Source organism: Campylobacter concisus (genome assembly GCF_050447505.1).
GTDB classification, from domain to species: domain Bacteria; phylum Campylobacterota; class Campylobacteria; order Campylobacterales; family Campylobacteraceae; genus Campylobacter_A; species Campylobacter_A concisus_BP.
On record NZ_JALMFZ010000001.1, the window covers coordinates 998401 to 1012770 of the forward strand.

A 14370-nucleotide genomic window follows, 5' to 3' on the forward strand; every position below is an offset into this window, starting at 1 on the left:
AAGGAAAATTAATGGAATTTATAGTTTTAAAAGATAGTGCGATAGATGGCAGCTTTGTAAGGACTGGCGAGATCGTAACTTTAGAGCAAGAAAAAGCAGAGGCTTATGAAAAAGCTCTAATGATAGAGCCACTAAACAAGCCTGAGCCATCTGCAGAACCTGAGCTATCGTCTACGAAGTCAGACACGTCTTTAGTACAGGATCCAACTGACGGAGCTGATTCCAAAGATGAGCTTGGTTCATCTGTAAAGCCAGACAAGAAAAATAAACAGAAATGATCGCGCAAGCTGAATTTAGAGAGGCTTTTTCAAAAAGAGCTAAATCGGTACTTTTCAACCCAGAAGAGATCACAGATGAGGCTCTTGATGTAGCTACTCTTGAGACCTACGAAGAGTGCAATGGACGAGTAGTAAAGAGCTGGGCGATGATGGACTTTGCTCTCATCCGCTTAAAACTGTATCTAAAAATCGCTCTAAGCGAAGAGGATAGTTTGCTTTTAAGTAAAGCTATAAGCGAGATAAAAGCAAGCCCACTTGAAAGCAAGCCAACATTTAACAGTTTCATTAGGCTGGAGTGCGTATGAATGATCTAGTCCAAATTTACAAGTCTTTAAAACAGATAGCACCTGAAGCTATTTGCATATCAAAGGCAAGCCCTCAGGGCGGAGTTTATCTACTTTTTGATGGCATAAAAAGTGTGGCGTGGAAAAAGGATCGCGCAAGTTTTAGGATCATTTTTGCATCGCATTCGCTAGTTGATGATAATTTTAGCGCTCTATCTAGGCTTGATGAGTTAAGGCAAAGATTTATTGCAAAGTCTGCTATCTTTGGTGAAGATGCCATAAGTGAGATGAAATTTGATGGCTTTGAAGATAGCCTTTTTAAGTATAGCTTTGTAGTAGAAGTTGATATATATAGAGATGAGGGGAACGAAGATTTATGAGCTTAAAAGAAAACATAAAAGAGAACGAAGGCTTTAAAAGCTACATATATCAGGATACTCGTGGGTATCCTACTGTCGGATATGGCTTTGAGGTTTCATCTCTTAGTAAAGACGAACTATTTTTAAATGGTGGCAAGGTTGAGCCTATGAGTAAAGCGGTAGCAGATCAGATTTTAGAGATGAAGCTAATTAAGCTTACCTCTAGCGTTTGTGAGGCATTTCCTTGGCTAGAAGACAAGCCAAAAAATGTCCAAGACGTGGTAATAGAAATGTGCTATCAAATGGGAGTGCCAAAAGTTAAAAAATTTGTTACCACTCTTAATTTTATAAAGTCTGGCGAATATGAGGCAGCCTATAAAAATGGGCTAAATAGCCTTTGGGCAAAACAAACGCCAAACCGTGCAAAGAAGGTGCTAAGTGGGTTACTTGCTTAATACCAAAATTTGCATCATTTTTAGTGCCGTTTTTTTGCTATGTATTGGTAGTTTGGCGCTAAAAATACATTTTTTAAATGCAAGCATCGACAAAAAGAATCTTGAGATAAAAAGCATTGCTCTTGATCTTAACACGTCAAAGCAAAACTTAAAAGCTGCAAATAGCGTCATTGAAAGTCAAAATGAAGCTATTTCAAAGATGAGTGTAAAGGTAGAGCAAAAGCCTATCAAAGAGGTTAAGAGAGTAGAAAAAATTTACTTAAAAGATGAAAGTTGTGAGGCCAAGCTAAAGGCTTACCAAGAGTTATTTTTTGAGGGCGAGAGATGAAATTGATGCGATTAGGCTTATTGCCATTAGGTGTGCTTCTTTGTGGTTGTGCTTTTAAAGAGCCAACCATCATCTACAAAGAAAAACTAACACCAGTGCGCTGCAATGCTGTAATGCCAGACAAGCCAAATAATGATGGTAGCTTTGAAGCACACAAGGCGAAGATGATTTATTTTTTAAAGTGCGAGGATCTATTAAAACAATGCATAGGGATAGCGGATGGAAAATAGTAGCTTAAATTTTAGTGACGAGATAAGAGAGACAGCAGGACTAATAAATTTAGCTGGATCATGGGGGTTAAATGAATTTATCGTTTTTATGGCGATTTTTGGTTTTATAGGCTTCGTGGTGATCTTTTGGCTGCTTAGCAGATACACGAGCAAAAACACTGATTTGATGATCGATGTGGTGAATAAAAATAGTGAAGCGATAAATAAACAAAGTAGCGCCACTGAAAAACTAAGCGATATTTTAGCAGCAAATTTTGCCATAAATAAAGAGAAGCTCAATGAAATACATGATGATGTAAAAGAGATCAAGCATAGCGTAAAGTACACAAGAATGCCAAGAAATAAAAAATTTAGCGAGCATATAAATGATTGAAGTTGGAATTATCAGTGAAGTAAGAGCAGACCGTGCAAAAGTTGCCATTGGTTCGATGGTAACTGATTTTTTGCCGGTATTTCAAGCACATGCCAATTCTTATGCAGTGAGCTTTTCACCAATACGTGTAGGAGAGCAAGTGCTAGTGCTACCTGTGCATGATGAGTTAAACTCAGGCGTGGTGCTTCGTGGGCTTTATCAAAGTTCTCACAAGGCAGACGCTACTGATAAAAAGGTGCATGTAAGTTTTGAAGATGGCATAAAGATGAGCTATGACAGCTCTAGCTCTTGCCTTGAAATTTCATCTCCAAAGCTTATAAACATAACTTGTGATAACGCAAATGTAAAGGCTAAAAATGTGATGGTAGAAGCTAGCGATACCACTATAAAAAGTCCAAGCATCAAGCTACTTGGCAACACTTTGATACAAGGGGCGATAAATACAGCTGGAGTTGATGGTGATAGCGGTAGTTTTGAGATAAACGGAGATGTAAAAATCACTGGCTCAATCACAACAGGTGGTAATGCAAACTTTGGCGGCAGCGTAAGTGATGCGCGTGGCAGCCTAACAGATCATAAAAATAACGGACTTGCGAGGGATTAGTGATGAAATATCTAATTGATATAGAAAATTCTATCAAAGACATACTCCTAACTCCGCTTGGCAGTAGAGTGATGCTGCCTGAGTATGGCAGCAGAATTTATGAGCTAATAGATCGCAAGGTGGATGATGAATTTCGTGCTGATCTGGCGTGCTTTGTGATAGAGGCGGTTGAAAAATGGGAAAAGAGAGTCAAGATCGATGAAGTTCGTCTTATAGGTTTAAAAGATCATAAGCTTAGCTTTAAAGTAGTGCTTATGAGTGGTGATGAGATAGAGGTAAGAGCATGAATTTAAAACAACTTCCATATCCAAACGTTATTGAGGTGCTTAAATATGATGAAATTTTAAATAATGTTAAAAACCTTTTTAAAGAACATTTAACTGATGATGAAATTTCACTACTTGAAAGCGACAACTACTCGGCTTTACTTGAAACACTAGCGTATAGAGAGTTGCTCTTGCGAGCCAGGATAAATGATAGCGTTAAGGCGATGCTGCTGCCATTTTCTACTGGAAACGACCTTGATAACATAGTAGCGATTTATGGCATAGAGAGACTAAAAGGAGAGAAGCCAACTGCGCAGAGTGAATTTACGCTCTCTATGCCAAGAAGCAGCGATACATATTTGCCAAAAGGGCTAATTTTACGCAGCGAAAATGGTGAAATAGCTAGTTTAAAAAGTGAAGTTGTAATAAGAGCAAACGAGCTAAAAGCTGTTGGAGTGATCATCTTGGATGAGTTTACAAAAACCAGCAAAGCAAAGTGCGAATATATCCAAACACCACTTCCTTTCGTATTAAAAGCAAAACAGCTAAGTGAGTTTGAAGGCGGAACTGAGCGTGAAAGCGATGATAGGCTAAGAGAGCGTGCAGTTTTAAGCCTAGAGCGTTTCTCAACTGCAGGCAGTGCTAAAGCATATACTTATCAAACACTTAGCGCAAATGCAAAGGTGCTGGAGTGTAGTGTGCTAAATGGCGGTGCTGGAGTAGTTCAAATTTATCTAAAAACTACCGACATGAGTGAAGAGACTAGAGCTGATGTGGAGAGCTTTTTAAGTGCCGAAAAGGTGCGTCCGCTAACCGATAATCTAAGCGTGTTAAATGCCACAAAAATAGACATAAAGGTAGTAGCTACTCTTGAGCTAACAGATATGCTCTTTCAAGATGAAATTGCTAAAGCTATATCAGCTCTGCCAACTAGCCTTAGCCTTGGAGAAGATCTAAATTTAAGCTACATCTATAAAAACTTGCACATTAATGGCGTTTATAGAGCAAGCCTTAAAGAACCACTTAATGATAAAAAGATAAGCGTAAAAGAATTTGTAAATTTAAGCTATGAGATAAGCTACAAAAAGGCTGAATTATGAGCTTACTACCTAATCACAAAAGTAAATTTGATAAGAAATTTGACTTGCTTTTTGGCGTAAGGTTTGAGGATTTAGACATTGGCGTCATAAATACTCTTGCAAGCAAAGCTCCAAAAAATTTACTGCCAGTACTTGCAGCCAGCTTTGATGTAGATATTGATGGACTAAACGAGAATGAAGCCAGAGAGCTCATAAAAAATGCTTTTGAGATACATTACTACTCAGGCACTTTTTACAGTCTGAATAAGGCGTTAAGCGCACTTTATGCAGATGCCAAGGTTAAAGAGTGGTTTGATTATGCAGGACTACCTTATCACTTTAAACTAGAGCTTGATGCAAGTAAAAATGGAGTAAGCCCACAGACGCTAAAGAGATCTGATGAGATCATAAACACCTACAAAAACGTGCGTAGCGTATATGATGGAGCAAGCATAAAAGCGATAGCTAGCATAAATTTAAAAGCCTACTCTTACACATTTAGTGGTGAAAACATAAGCGTAGATCCTTACGTAATATCAAATATAAGCCAAAGAGCAAGCTTTAAAGTAGGAGCTACTACGCAGATAAACGAGATCATAAGCATACCAATCGATGCAATAAAAGTTTTAACAAGATAAAGGACGGATAAATGAAGCAATACACACTTTTAACAGCTAATGGCATAAATAAGCTTTTAAAAACCGCTAGCGATGGATCAAAGATCGCATTAAAAGAAGTTGTAGTAAGCGATTACGAAGGAGAACTAAGCGAGCAGACCACATCAATACCAAATGAAAAGTATAGGGGCGCAATAAACGCCGTAACGATAGACGAAAACGATAATAACATTCTCGACGTCGATGCCATAATACCGCCTGAAGTTGGCGGATTTTATATAAAAACGGCTGGCATATACTGCGATGATGGCTCACTCTTTGCGATAGCAAGGTTAGCAGATACTTATAAGCCGCTTTTAAATGAGGGGTCAAGTAAAGACATCACATTAAATTTTAAACTCCAAATCGCAAATGCGAGCGAGAGCATCATTTTAAAGGTTGATAACAATATAGTGTTAGCAACCAGAAAATGGTGCGAAAAGATGTTTCTTAAGTTAAAAGACAAGATCGACGCATACACCAAGCAAGAAAGTGATGATAAATTTGTAGCAAAGACAGACATCGCCACCGAAGATAGCGCTGGCATCTTTAAAGTTACTAATGAGATAACTGGCAGTAGAAGTGATGTGGTGGTAACTGAAAAAGCAGTTGCTAACAATGCATTTTCATTTGAGCCTTACAATAAGGTTGAAGTCGATGTGTTTGATTTTATAGGTATAGGTAGCACTGTGAATACTAAGAATATACTAGGTGACAATAGCTGTGTATCTTTATATACCTTTGAAAATGACTCAGAGGGAGCTGTATTAACTAAAGCTGAATATTCAAATCAAGCCAAGTTTGGTACAAGAGCATTGAGATTTAATCAAGTAGCTGGTGAAACTGTAAAATTAAAAGACTCAGATAAGATAGCATTTAAGAATGATTTTACAGTAACACTTTGGTTTAATTATGATAACACAGCAAATGCTGCTGTACATAAAGACCATAGGATTTTTAGTATTCAGTTCTTTATAGACTTATCAATATCTAGTATAGTAAATGGTATAGGTTGTGGAGTAGGTAACAATGGTAGGTGGACAGTAGCTAGAGCTGAAAAACCTTTTACAACCTTTGCAAAATATAAAACAGATGATTGGAACTTTGCAGTTATAAAAAGGACTGGTGCTAAAGTCGAGTTCTTTATGAATGATGAAAAAATAGACGAAATAGACAATTTTACAACTGACGGCTCATTAGCAACTAATGCAATAGAATTAGGCTTAGGTGCACAGCCTTTCAAAGGTGGCATTGACCAAGTCCGTATTTTTAATAAAGCATTAAGTGACAGAGAAATCTTTAACGTAAAAAATGAAGCAAGCAGTGCTGGAAGTACAACACTTGCATTACAAGGCACAGTATATCTATCAGACAAATCATCGGTGCCAGGTAGATATTTAAATACTACTAAGGCTATAGAAGCTCAATTACCTAAAGCCCAACAAAAAGCCAATGGTACTTACTTCATAAAGGTTAAGCAAGATAATTCACTAGAGCTAGTTGATATACGTCCAGAGTTTCATCACAAATCAACAACAGCTGAATACTACCTTGATGGCTCTTGGTATGATAAAACTGGCGTAAGGTTGCAGCCACAAACTTACTTACCTTATTCTGTGATAGTTACATCAAAAAGTATTACATCAGTTAATTTTGAAAACATATATCCAAGCAGCAAAGAGCTAGGTGTAGGGCAGAGATGGATAAATGAAAAACCTAATAGACAAAACAACGTTACGTATAAAAACGAAACTGGTCGCTCAATACAAATAAGCTGTTATATTAATACAGTTCCTATCCAAACATCTCAGGATGGTATTAACTGGGTATCTCATCCAGCAGCATCAACAGCAGGAGAATGCGAAATAATAATCCCAGCAGGATATTTTTACAAAACAGCCATTGTGGGTCCACAATGGCTAGAACTAAAATAAGGATAGAGAATGAAATATTATAAAAATGACAACAATGAGATATTTGCTTTTAACGATGACTTTGATGCGTCTAGTGATATTGCTAGACTTAATCTTAAGGCCATTTTAGAAACTGAAATAAACGATATTTTAAGCAGCACCATAGACGAAAGAACTAAACAGCTGGCAGAACTTGAAGCAGAGATCGCCGAGTGTGAAAATCACATCCGCCATGCACTAATCATAGGCAACAATGCCGTGCTTGAAAGCTTAAGGGCGGAGTTAAAAGAACTAATAACACAAAGAGAGGAATTAAAATGAGCTATTTTTTAATCTGCGTTTTATCGCTAATCTTGGGCGTGTTACTTTGCCCTATCGTAATCTTTTTAAGAGCACGCAAGTGCGAGGGCTGGGACAATAGCAATATGACAAATATTTTACGAGTGTTTAGTCACTTGGCAACACATCCTGACGACTTTGCAAAAATGCAATACGAAGACGGACAAAAGCCGTTTTGGTACTTGAGCGGTGATGAATTTACTGATGTTGTAAAAACTAGACCAAAGGAGAATAAATGAGAGTAAGAATAAAAAGATGTGAAGTGTGTGCCAGCAAGTTAGACAAAGATGGCAACTGCACTTGGAGCGAGTGTCCTAAGTGCCCAGAATACAAACAGGGCGAAACAAAAGAGAATGAGAAGCCGAGCAAGAAGTCAAAAAAGGAAAATGATGCTAAAGAGTAAAGAGATATTGCGTCTTATAGCGATCATTTTAGTAGAGCTTATGCTTGAGATCCTCTCATTTGTAGTTGTGCCAGTTGCATTACTATTTTGCAAAAAGGATGATGAGCATTTGCCAAAGATATTTAGGTGGTTTGAGGATGCAAACGACTATTACGATGGCAAGTGTGCTGCTATCAATGGCGATAGTGGCTGGAGAGAGAAGCACTATCCTGAACCAACCAATAGAACATATAAAGCAAGACTTCTTTGGCTCTTACGCAATAAGATAGGACGCTTTTCGAGTGAGATTAACGGCGTCAAAGTAGATGATGTAAATCCATATAGCATAGAAACTTTAGGCGATCCCTATATCACCAGCAATGGTGGTAAAAAGAGTGGTTTTTGTAAAGTTACTTGCACTTTAAAAGATGGCAGGGAGCGTTTTGGACTTTATAAAGTAGTCCGATACAAAGGCTTTTTAAGCGGCTTTTATTGTCGCATTTATGTCGGATGGAAGCTTATGGATATAGCAGGGGCAAATGCCTTAAATTTTAAAGAGTTCACCCAGAAAGATGATAAGAAACATCTAAAAACAGTGTGGTGTATAAATCCATTAAAAAAAGTAAATCAAAAAGGAGAATAAAAATGGCAGCAAAATTTGGTGTAAACGTAACCGTATCAGCTGAGGCGGCAAGACCAATAGCAGTAGAAAGTACTACGCCTATTGGTATAGCAGGGTATGAAGAGGTGTTAGAAAATGGCCTACATTTTTATATGACAACAGCAAAGGCACTTGAAGCTCTTGAAGCAAAATACAAAGCAAAAAAGGATGCGAGCCAAGCTTTTAAAAAAGGCTCTATTTATAGGGCTTTAAAGGCCATCGAAGATCAGGCGGTTAATACGCAGATTATTGTAAGCGTATTCACCAAAGACGACGATAGCGATACGAACGATGAGATCACGGAGTGTAAAAGTGCCGTTACAGCGTTTGCTAAAGCTAAATCACGCTTTGGTTATAGCCCAAATTTAATAATCGCACCTGGCTTTAGCCATGAAGATGCGATAAAAGGCGAGATAGAAAAGATGGCAACCAGGCTAAAAGCAACCGGCATTGTAGATCTAAAAGCAGATGACGCAGCAGCAGCCATTGTTAAAATGGGCGATTTTGGTACAAATAGGCTAGTTGCCGCTTATCCAAATGTCAAGGTTTGGGATGATGAAACGAACGCTTATGTCTATGAGGGACAAAGTGCGAGAATAGCCGGCATGATAGCTCACACAGACGGCGCAAGCGAGTTTGGATATTCAGATAGCTATTCAAACAGGGTTATGATAGGGGTTTCAGGCACGCAAATAGACGTGGATTTTGAGCTTGGGGAAACTTGCACGGCCGATGAGCTAAGGGCGGCTAAAATTTCTACCATCATTAGAGAGAGTGGCTTTAGGGCTTGGGGTGGCGAAACGAGCGATCAAGATACTATTTGGCAAGATCTAGCACGTGTTAGGATATTTGATCGTATTTCGCAAGCTTGCCAAAAGGGAGTGCTGTTTGCGATCGATAGAAAAGCTAGTGAGCTTTATCATGCAAAAAGATCGGTTAGTGAGCTCCTTCGTCAGCTAGTTGGAGCAAAGGTACTTCTTGGATATGAGCTTAGCTGGAGTGCAAAAAACACAGACGCAACTATCACGGCTGGTAAATTTTACCTTGATGTCAGAATGCAAAACAATCCAATCGTTAAGCAGCTTACACTTGATTTTATCTATGTGGATAAATACGGTAGCGTTTTGATGGATGAGTTAAACAAATAAAGGAGATAAACAATGAAAAGACAAATTCCTCAAGTAATCCAAGAAGGTAACGTTTATATAGATGGCATCGGCTATCTTGGTGTAACAAAAAAGCTGAAGCTTCCCACAATAGAGTTTGAAATGATAGAGAGCAAAGGAGCTCTTAGCACAAATTACACAACTGGCATGCTAAAGGCAACAGAGGTTGAATTTACGGTTAGCGTGCTAGATAAAAACATGTGGGTAAATTTAGGACTAAACAGCTTTACCAACCGCATTCCATGGCTTTTTAAAGCTAGCATTTTCCAAAGTGGCAAAAGTAAAACCGTGCCTTTTAGTGCAGCTTTTACCGGAGATATTATCAGTTATGAAGTATCTGAGTTTGAAAGCGGAAAAGAGCTAGAAGTTACTATTAAGCTATCAGCTCATTTTGTGGACATCAACGTGGATGGTGTGCCGATGGTGTTAAAAGATAGTGAAAATATGATATGCGTTATAGGCGGAGTTGATTATATGGCAGGGGTTCGCTCAAATTTAGGAGAGTGATTTTTTATACTAAGCCTGCTTGTTTTACTTTGATATGTAGCCAAGCAGGCAAAAACAACAAAAGGATACAAAAATGAAAGAGATAAAGATAAAAGATGAAATTTGGCAAATGCACGCACCAAAAGTAAGAACCATTAAGATGGCGGATGAAAATGGTGGTAGCGATATGGCAAAGACTATCTATATGATAGCTGCACTTTGTAATAAGACACAAGATGAAGTTGAAAATTTGGAGTTTAAAGAATTTATGTCTTTACAAAAGGCGTTAAATGATTTTTTAGATGTAAGGGCGGAGTAAATAACGAAAATATCGCCCTTATAGCTCATGTTTTAGGCTATGGATATAGCGAGATAATAAATCTTAGTTTGAGTGATTTTAGTGAGTTTTTAGAAATTTCAGTAAAAATCTTAAAGGCTAAGAGCGAGTTATAACTTCTTTGGTTTTACCTAATGCTAAGCCAGCGGTGCCAATAAGGCTACCAAGTATCCCTAAGCCAAAAACTAAGGCAATAAACGTTTCAAAAAAGCCACTTGGTGAAACGAAGAAGAATAAAACGATAAAAATAGGAATGATTAAAGCCATTTTAAATCCTTTTTAAAAGGGATTATATCGTATTTTAAAGGAAAGATATGGATAACGCACAAGTTGGTATTAGTATTGGTCTAGCAGTAAAAGGGCTAAGTAAAATATCAGAGCTAAAAAAAGGGTTTGATGGTTTAAAAGGTAAGATAGCAGAAGCAAAAAAAGCCATAACATCTTTAGATAACACTAGGTTATCAAATCTATCTAGCCAAATAAGAGAGAGCCAAAAAGCACTTTTAGGTGAACTTACGACAAATTTTAGCAATCTTACAAACTCAGTAGCCATAGGAGTGCCAATAAAACTTGCCATTGATGATGAGGCTGCTTTTGCGAATGTAAAAAAGTATGTTGATGATAGCGATGAGAACCTAGCTAAGCTAAAAAATGAGATGAGAGGGTTAAGCTCACAGCTTGGAGAGAGCTTTAGTAATATAGCTGACATTGCAGCTGGCGGTGGTAAGATAAATTTAGCTGGTGAGGAGCTAGTAACTTATACAAAGATGCTTGCAACCGGCTCAGTTGCATTTGAAATGAGCTCTGAAGCCTTATCAAAGGCGGCCAATAATATGAAAGTTGGCTTTAAGATGAACGATATAAAGGAGCTTAATAGCTTTTTTGATAGTGTAAACTTGCTCGACAATAAGGTTACTAATGCAAATGCTTCTGATATATTTGAGGCTACTTCGCTAACAGCTGCAAATGCCAGCTTAATAGGCCTAGATAGTAAAAGCGCTAGTGCCATAAGTGCTACAATGCTAAGCACTGGCAAAGCTAGCTCGGTCGTAGGCACTAGCTTAAATGCTCTTTACTCCACACTCTCAATGGCCGACAAAAAGGGTAAAAATTTTCAAGAAGCGCTAGCAAGCATAGGTATGGATGCAACATATCTAAAAACAGCCCTACAAAAAGATGCTGCTGGAGCCATAACTACGTTTTTAGAAGCGATCTCAAGAGCTGATAAAGATAAACAAGCAGGGCTACTTTATGATCTAGTTGGTGGAAATTTTAACGATGAGATAGCAGGGCTTGTAACAAATATCGATGCTCTTAAAGCAAATATCAAAATGGCACACTCGGACGAAGCCACAGGATCTATGCAGCGTGAGCTACAAACAAAGCTAAACACTACAAAAAGTGGTATCGAAAGGGTTACACAAGCATGGAGAAATTTAGGTTCAAGCCTTGGAGAAACCTTTTTGCCACTTACAAATTTATTAGCTTCTATCTTAAGTAAGGTAGCTGGATTGTTAAGCTCGCTAAATGAAAAATTTCCAAGACTAAGTGCCATAGTTGTTAGCGCTGCAGCTGGCTTTATGATCTTTAAACCGGTGTTGCTTCTTAGCAAGATAGCACTTTTAAGTGTAGCAGATGGATTTTTGGGCGTTATAAGGGTAGTGAAATTTTTAAATCCTATGCTCTTAATAGCAAAGCTCAGATGGTTGGCTCATGCTGTAAGTATATCAAGCGCCACGATAGCTGCCAAAGCTCATGCTTTTAGCATTTGGCTAGTTGGTGCAAGACTAAGAGCAACTCTAGCTATCACTACTGCTTATAGCGCTACTTCAAAAGCCTTTGGTGTAGCGTGTGGTGTTATGCGTAGCGGATTAATGGTGGTAACTCTAGCTACAAAGGCTATGAAATTTGCTCTTATTAGCACAGGCATTGGTGCTATAGTAGTAGCTCTTGGTATGGCAGCAGCTTATCTTATAGAAAATTGGGACGAAGTAAAGGCCTTTTTTCTTGAGATATGGGAGAGCGTCAAGCCATATTGGCAGAGCACGACAAAGTTTTTTAGTGATCTTTGGCAAGGAGTGAGCGACTTTCTAAGTGCTATTTTTGAGCCAGTTATCAAGATATGGGATGAGCTCTTTGGCGGTTTTTTTGACTGGATAGCTGAGAAATTTGGCTGGATAAACGACATGGTCGGTGAGGCCATTAAGGGGCTAAGTAGTGCTTGGAGCAAGACAAAAGAATTCTTTGGCTTTGGAGACGATGAGCAAGCAAGTAGTGAGCTAAAACCAAAAGATGATGGCGGTGGCTTTTTTAGCTCTACATTTGGCTCAGGGAGTGATACTCACGTAAAAGAGGCTCCAGCTTTAGTGGCAGCCAGCACAGGTGGTGGCGCCATCAACATTAGCTTTAATGGTGATTTTTTACTTAACTCAGACAATGGTAAATTTGACCTAGAGAGCTTTAAGGCTCAAATAGTAAAAGGCGTTAAAGACGCACTAAGACGTGATGAGTTTAATCGTAAAAATACTGATGTAAGGGGATAATATGGTGCTAAATCTTGGTGGGTTTAAATTTAGATGGGAGCAAACTAATAGTATCGATACTCAAACAGATTTTGGGATAAGCGAACAAGAGCGTATACAAAACTATCCAGCCTTATTTAGTGCAAATTTAGGGAGCAGCACACTTAATATAGAGGGTCAAACACTGCCATATCACGGCGACAAACAAGGCGCACTAAAGCCACTTTATGCCTTAGCTGCCTTACGTCAAAGCTTGCCGCTTACAAATGGAAATGGTAAATATTTTGGTCGCTTTGTTATAGTAAAAATCAGTGAAAAACAAGCGATTTTTACTCCAAATGGAGCATTTTTTACACAAAGTTTTAGTTTGGAGCTAAAAAGGGATTATGATGGATAAAATTTACATAGCTAAAGACGGTGATAGGCTTGATACTATCACCTACAACCACTACGGACATCTAAGGTTTTTTGAGCAAATTCTAACTATAAACCCAAAGCTTAACACAACACTTCATGCAGGCGATAGCGTGTTTTTGCCTGATATAAAAGAAACAGCGAAAGAGCAGGCAAAACTATGGTGAGAAAACCGGCTTTCAAGCTAGAAGCTAGCGGCAAAGACATAACAAACATCATCAGACAAAACCTAATAAGTCTAAGCTTTACCGATAAAGAGGGCAATGAAAGTGATGAAATCAGCTTTACCCTATTTGGCATATATGCAAAGCCAGTATTCGGAGATAGCTTAAAACTATGGCTCGGATATGGAGATGATCTTTATCTTTGTGGCTCTTTTAGCGTGCAAACGGCTAGCAGAGACTACAAAGCAAATACAACAGAGGTTAGAGCAACTGCTGTAAATTTTGCAAGTCCTGCAAAAGAGAAAAGACGTGTGAGCTGGGAAAATACAACGCTTTTTGGGATAGCTAAAAAGATAGCTAGTGCCAATGCACTATCTTTAAAAACAAGCGGTAGCGACCAAAACATAGCTTCTGTTATCCAGGATAATGTAAGCGACATAGAGTTTTTATATGATCTATGCGTCAAATTTGGCTTTTTAATGGCTGTTAAAAATGATAACATCATCATAACAGCCAAAGATGCTAAGGGTGATGCTAGCCAAACCTCAAATACTTCAAAAAACGAGAATTTGCCCACTTTTACACTAAATTTAACTGATCTTTACTCGCTAGAGATCACTGAAGCTAATAGAAACTCTTATACAGCCGTAATAGTAGAGTGGCAAGACATCGAAGCTGGTAAGGTAAAAAGCATTAAGGTGGGAAGTGGGGAACAAGTATATAAGATGCAGATAGCTCAGCCAAAGAGTGATAATGAGGCCTTTAAACAAGCAGAAGCTAAACTAAATGAACTGCAGCGTGGCGGAATAAATGGTAGATGTAGCTGCGAAGGGAAAAACATCATAGCAGGCGGCAAGCTTAAATTTGGTGGAGTTCCTGGGCTAGAAGCAAATGAGTTTAGCATAAAAGAAGTAAGCCATAAGCTTAGCACGAGTGGGTATGAAATAGATATAGAGTTTGAGGGGTAAAATTTTAGTTATTTAATATGTTTTAAAAGGTTATAAAAAGCTATTTAAAAATATAAAAATTTACGTTAGAAATCAAAGTGAAAAACTGCGGTTTTTAGCTCACTTT

The 14370-nt window shown here is 38.3% G+C and carries 24 protein-coding genes; 23 read left to right on the forward strand and 1 reads right to left on the reverse strand.

Annotated features, from left to right (window positions below; genetic code table 11):
- Nucleotides 1-11 precede the first annotated feature (11 nt).
- From MTT09_RS04970 to MTT09_RS05060, 19 genes are all read left to right on the forward strand, one after another.
- Nucleotides 12-278: a hypothetical protein gene (locus tag MTT09_RS04970; RefSeq protein WP_429802917.1), complete on the forward strand. Its 267-nt coding sequence runs from the start codon at nucleotides 12-14 to the stop codon at nucleotides 276-278.
- Nucleotides 275-583, forward strand: coding sequence for a hypothetical protein (locus MTT09_RS04975; RefSeq protein ID WP_429802919.1), 309 nt, complete (start codon nucleotides 275-277; stop codon nucleotides 581-583). The genes MTT09_RS04970 and MTT09_RS04975 overlap by 4 nt, the downstream gene beginning before the upstream one ends.
- Nucleotides 580-942 (forward strand): hypothetical protein, encoded by a 363-nt coding sequence (locus MTT09_RS04980; RefSeq protein ID WP_429802921.1) that lies wholly within the window; start codon nucleotides 580-582, stop codon nucleotides 940-942. Before MTT09_RS04975 ends, MTT09_RS04980 begins: the two co-directional genes overlap by 4 nt.
- Nucleotides 939-1376: a glycoside hydrolase family protein gene (locus MTT09_RS04985; RefSeq protein WP_429802923.1), complete on the forward strand. Its 438-nt coding sequence runs from the start codon at nucleotides 939-941 to the stop codon at nucleotides 1374-1376. Before MTT09_RS04980 ends, MTT09_RS04985 begins: the two co-directional genes overlap by 4 nt.
- Before the next feature lie 52 nt (nucleotides 1377-1428).
- Nucleotides 1429-1704: a hypothetical protein gene (locus MTT09_RS04990; protein WP_429802925.1), complete on the forward strand. Its 276-nt coding sequence runs from the start codon at nucleotides 1429-1431 to the stop codon at nucleotides 1702-1704.
- Nucleotides 1701-1934, forward strand: coding sequence for a hypothetical protein (locus tag MTT09_RS04995; RefSeq protein WP_429802927.1), 234 nt, complete (start codon nucleotides 1701-1703; stop codon nucleotides 1932-1934). Before MTT09_RS04990 ends, MTT09_RS04995 begins: the two co-directional genes overlap by 4 nt.
- Entirely contained in the window at nucleotides 1924-2307 is a 384-nt protein-coding gene (locus MTT09_RS05000; protein WP_429802929.1) for a hypothetical protein, read from the forward strand. The genes MTT09_RS04995 and MTT09_RS05000 overlap by 11 nt, the downstream gene beginning before the upstream one ends.
- The gene (locus tag MTT09_RS05005; protein WP_429802931.1) at nucleotides 2300-2911 is read left to right on the forward strand and encodes a phage baseplate assembly protein V; all 612 of its coding nucleotides are present in this window, start codon (nucleotides 2300-2302) and stop codon (nucleotides 2909-2911) included. The genes MTT09_RS05000 and MTT09_RS05005 overlap by 8 nt, the downstream gene beginning before the upstream one ends.
- Nucleotides 2912-2913: 2 nt before the next feature.
- Nucleotides 2914-3198, forward strand: a complete 285-nt coding sequence (locus tag MTT09_RS05010; protein WP_021090248.1) for a GPW/gp25 family protein — start codon at nucleotides 2914-2916, stop codon at nucleotides 3196-3198.
- Nucleotides 3195-4277: a baseplate assembly protein gene (locus MTT09_RS05015; protein ID WP_429802933.1), complete on the forward strand. Its 1083-nt coding sequence runs from the start codon at nucleotides 3195-3197 to the stop codon at nucleotides 4275-4277. Before MTT09_RS05010 ends, MTT09_RS05015 begins: the two co-directional genes overlap by 4 nt.
- A complete protein-coding gene (locus tag MTT09_RS05020; RefSeq protein WP_429802935.1) occupies nucleotides 4274-4894 on the forward strand; it encodes a phage tail protein I in 621 nt (206 codons plus the stop codon). Before MTT09_RS05015 ends, MTT09_RS05020 begins: the two co-directional genes overlap by 4 nt.
- An 11-nt stretch (nucleotides 4895-4905) precedes the next feature.
- Nucleotides 4906-6846 carry a phage tail protein gene (locus MTT09_RS05025; protein ID WP_429802937.1) on the forward strand — a complete coding sequence of 647 codons (1941 nt, stop codon included), beginning with the start codon at nucleotides 4906-4908 and terminating at the stop codon, nucleotides 6844-6846.
- 9 nt (nucleotides 6847-6855) lie between these two features.
- Nucleotides 6856-7146, forward strand: a complete 291-nt coding sequence (locus MTT09_RS05030; protein WP_429802939.1) for a hypothetical protein — start codon at nucleotides 6856-6858, stop codon at nucleotides 7144-7146.
- A complete protein-coding gene (locus tag MTT09_RS05035; RefSeq protein ID WP_429802941.1) occupies nucleotides 7143-7403 on the forward strand; it encodes a hypothetical protein in 261 nt (86 codons plus the stop codon). The genes MTT09_RS05030 and MTT09_RS05035 overlap by 4 nt, the downstream gene beginning before the upstream one ends.
- Nucleotides 7400-7567 carry a hypothetical protein gene (locus MTT09_RS05040; RefSeq protein ID WP_429802943.1) on the forward strand — a complete coding sequence of 56 codons (168 nt, stop codon included), beginning with the start codon at nucleotides 7400-7402 and terminating at the stop codon, nucleotides 7565-7567. The genes MTT09_RS05035 and MTT09_RS05040 overlap by 4 nt, the downstream gene beginning before the upstream one ends.
- A complete protein-coding gene (locus MTT09_RS05045) occupies nucleotides 7554-8189 on the forward strand; it encodes a DUF7338 family protein (protein ID WP_429802945.1) in 636 nt (211 codons plus the stop codon). The genes MTT09_RS05040 and MTT09_RS05045 overlap by 14 nt, the downstream gene beginning before the upstream one ends.
- Nucleotides 8190-8191: 2 nt before the next feature.
- Complete coding sequence (locus tag MTT09_RS05050; protein WP_429802947.1) at nucleotides 8192-9355, forward strand: phage tail sheath family protein; 1164 nt, start codon at nucleotides 8192-8194, stop codon at nucleotides 9353-9355.
- Between the two features lie 12 nt (nucleotides 9356-9367).
- Nucleotides 9368-9880 (forward strand): phage major tail tube protein, encoded by a 513-nt coding sequence (locus MTT09_RS05055; protein WP_021090342.1) that lies wholly within the window; start codon nucleotides 9368-9370, stop codon nucleotides 9878-9880.
- A 73-nt stretch (nucleotides 9881-9953) separates the two neighbouring features.
- Nucleotides 9954-10178: a phage tail assembly protein gene (locus MTT09_RS05060; protein WP_081370933.1), complete on the forward strand. Its 225-nt coding sequence runs from the start codon at nucleotides 9954-9956 to the stop codon at nucleotides 10176-10178.
- Between the two features lie 117 nt (nucleotides 10179-10295).
- On the opposite strand, the gene MTT09_RS05065 is transcribed toward MTT09_RS05060, so the two are convergent.
- The gene (locus MTT09_RS05065) at nucleotides 10296-10463 is read right to left on the reverse strand and encodes a hypothetical protein (protein ID WP_159070788.1); all 168 of its coding nucleotides are present in this window, start codon (nucleotides 10461-10463) and stop codon (nucleotides 10296-10298) included.
- Nucleotides 10464-10510: 47 nt separating this feature from the next.
- Between MTT09_RS05065 and MTT09_RS05070 the strand changes: the two genes are divergently transcribed.
- From MTT09_RS05070 to MTT09_RS05085, 4 genes are read left to right on the forward strand one after another with little or no spacing between them, the layout of a single operon-like run.
- On the forward strand, nucleotides 10511-12739 hold the full coding sequence (locus tag MTT09_RS05070) for a phage tail tape measure protein (RefSeq protein WP_429802950.1): 2229 nt from the start codon (nucleotides 10511-10513) through the stop codon (nucleotides 12737-12739).
- 1 nt (nucleotide 12740) lies between these two features.
- A complete protein-coding gene (locus MTT09_RS05075) occupies nucleotides 12741-13115 on the forward strand; it encodes a phage tail protein (RefSeq protein WP_054196736.1) in 375 nt (124 codons plus the stop codon).
- Nucleotides 13108-13299: a tail protein X gene (locus MTT09_RS05080; protein WP_429802952.1), complete on the forward strand. Its 192-nt coding sequence runs from the start codon at nucleotides 13108-13110 to the stop codon at nucleotides 13297-13299. Before MTT09_RS05075 ends, MTT09_RS05080 begins: the two co-directional genes overlap by 8 nt.
- Nucleotides 13293-14264 carry a phage late control D family protein gene (locus MTT09_RS05085; RefSeq protein ID WP_107805399.1) on the forward strand — a complete coding sequence of 324 codons (972 nt, stop codon included), beginning with the start codon at nucleotides 13293-13295 and terminating at the stop codon, nucleotides 14262-14264. The genes MTT09_RS05080 and MTT09_RS05085 overlap by 7 nt, the downstream gene beginning before the upstream one ends.
- The last annotated feature ends 106 nt before the right edge of the window (nucleotides 14265-14370 follow it).

Excerpts from the sequence above, each read along its gene's own strand:
- MTT09_RS04970 (WP_429802917.1), top strand. The coding sequence starts at position 12 with ATGGAATTTATAGTTTTAAAAGATAGTGCGATAGATGGCAGCTTTGTA.
- MTT09_RS04975 (WP_429802919.1), top strand. The coding sequence starts at position 275 with ATGATCGCGCAAGCTGAATTTAGAGAGGCTTTTTCAAAAAGAGCTAAA.
- MTT09_RS04980 (WP_429802921.1), top strand. The coding sequence starts at position 580 with ATGAATGATCTAGTCCAAATTTACAAGTCTTTAAAACAGATAGCACCT.
- MTT09_RS04985 (WP_429802923.1), top strand. The coding sequence starts at position 939 with ATGAGCTTAAAAGAAAACATAAAAGAGAACGAAGGCTTTAAAAGCTAC.
- MTT09_RS04995 (WP_429802927.1), top strand. The coding sequence starts at position 1,701 with ATGAAATTGATGCGATTAGGCTTATTGCCATTAGGTGTGCTTCTTTGT.
- MTT09_RS05000 (WP_429802929.1), top strand. The coding sequence starts at position 1,924 with ATGGAAAATAGTAGCTTAAATTTTAGTGACGAGATAAGAGAGACAGCA.
- MTT09_RS05005 (WP_429802931.1), top strand. The coding sequence starts at position 2,300 with ATGATTGAAGTTGGAATTATCAGTGAAGTAAGAGCAGACCGTGCAAAA.
- MTT09_RS05010 (WP_021090248.1), top strand. The coding sequence starts at position 2,914 with ATGAAATATCTAATTGATATAGAAAATTCTATCAAAGACATACTCCTA.
- MTT09_RS05015 (WP_429802933.1), top strand. The coding sequence starts at position 3,195 with ATGAATTTAAAACAACTTCCATATCCAAACGTTATTGAGGTGCTTAAA.
- MTT09_RS05020 (WP_429802935.1), top strand. The coding sequence starts at position 4,274 with ATGAGCTTACTACCTAATCACAAAAGTAAATTTGATAAGAAATTTGAC.
- MTT09_RS05025 (WP_429802937.1), top strand. The coding sequence starts at position 4,906 with ATGAAGCAATACACACTTTTAACAGCTAATGGCATAAATAAGCTTTTA.
- MTT09_RS05030 (WP_429802939.1), top strand. The coding sequence starts at position 6,856 with ATGAAATATTATAAAAATGACAACAATGAGATATTTGCTTTTAACGAT.
- MTT09_RS05035 (WP_429802941.1), top strand. The coding sequence starts at position 7,143 with ATGAGCTATTTTTTAATCTGCGTTTTATCGCTAATCTTGGGCGTGTTA.
- MTT09_RS05040 (WP_429802943.1), top strand. The coding sequence starts at position 7,400 with ATGAGAGTAAGAATAAAAAGATGTGAAGTGTGTGCCAGCAAGTTAGAC.
- MTT09_RS05045 (WP_429802945.1), top strand. The coding sequence starts at position 7,554 with ATGCTAAAGAGTAAAGAGATATTGCGTCTTATAGCGATCATTTTAGTA.
- MTT09_RS05050 (WP_429802947.1), top strand. The coding sequence starts at position 8,192 with ATGGCAGCAAAATTTGGTGTAAACGTAACCGTATCAGCTGAGGCGGCA.
- MTT09_RS05055 (WP_021090342.1), top strand. The coding sequence starts at position 9,368 with ATGAAAAGACAAATTCCTCAAGTAATCCAAGAAGGTAACGTTTATATA.
- MTT09_RS05060 (WP_081370933.1), top strand. The coding sequence starts at position 9,954 with ATGAAAGAGATAAAGATAAAAGATGAAATTTGGCAAATGCACGCACCA.
- MTT09_RS05065 (WP_159070788.1), bottom strand. The coding sequence starts at position 10,463 with ATGGCTTTAATCATTCCTATTTTTATCGTTTTATTCTTCTTCGTTTCA.
- MTT09_RS05070 (WP_429802950.1), top strand. The coding sequence starts at position 10,511 with ATGGATAACGCACAAGTTGGTATTAGTATTGGTCTAGCAGTAAAAGGG.
- MTT09_RS05075 (WP_054196736.1), top strand. The coding sequence starts at position 12,741 with ATGGTGCTAAATCTTGGTGGGTTTAAATTTAGATGGGAGCAAACTAAT.
- MTT09_RS05080 (WP_429802952.1), top strand. The coding sequence starts at position 13,108 with ATGGATAAAATTTACATAGCTAAAGACGGTGATAGGCTTGATACTATC.
- MTT09_RS05085 (WP_107805399.1), top strand. The coding sequence starts at position 13,293 with ATGGTGAGAAAACCGGCTTTCAAGCTAGAAGCTAGCGGCAAAGACATA.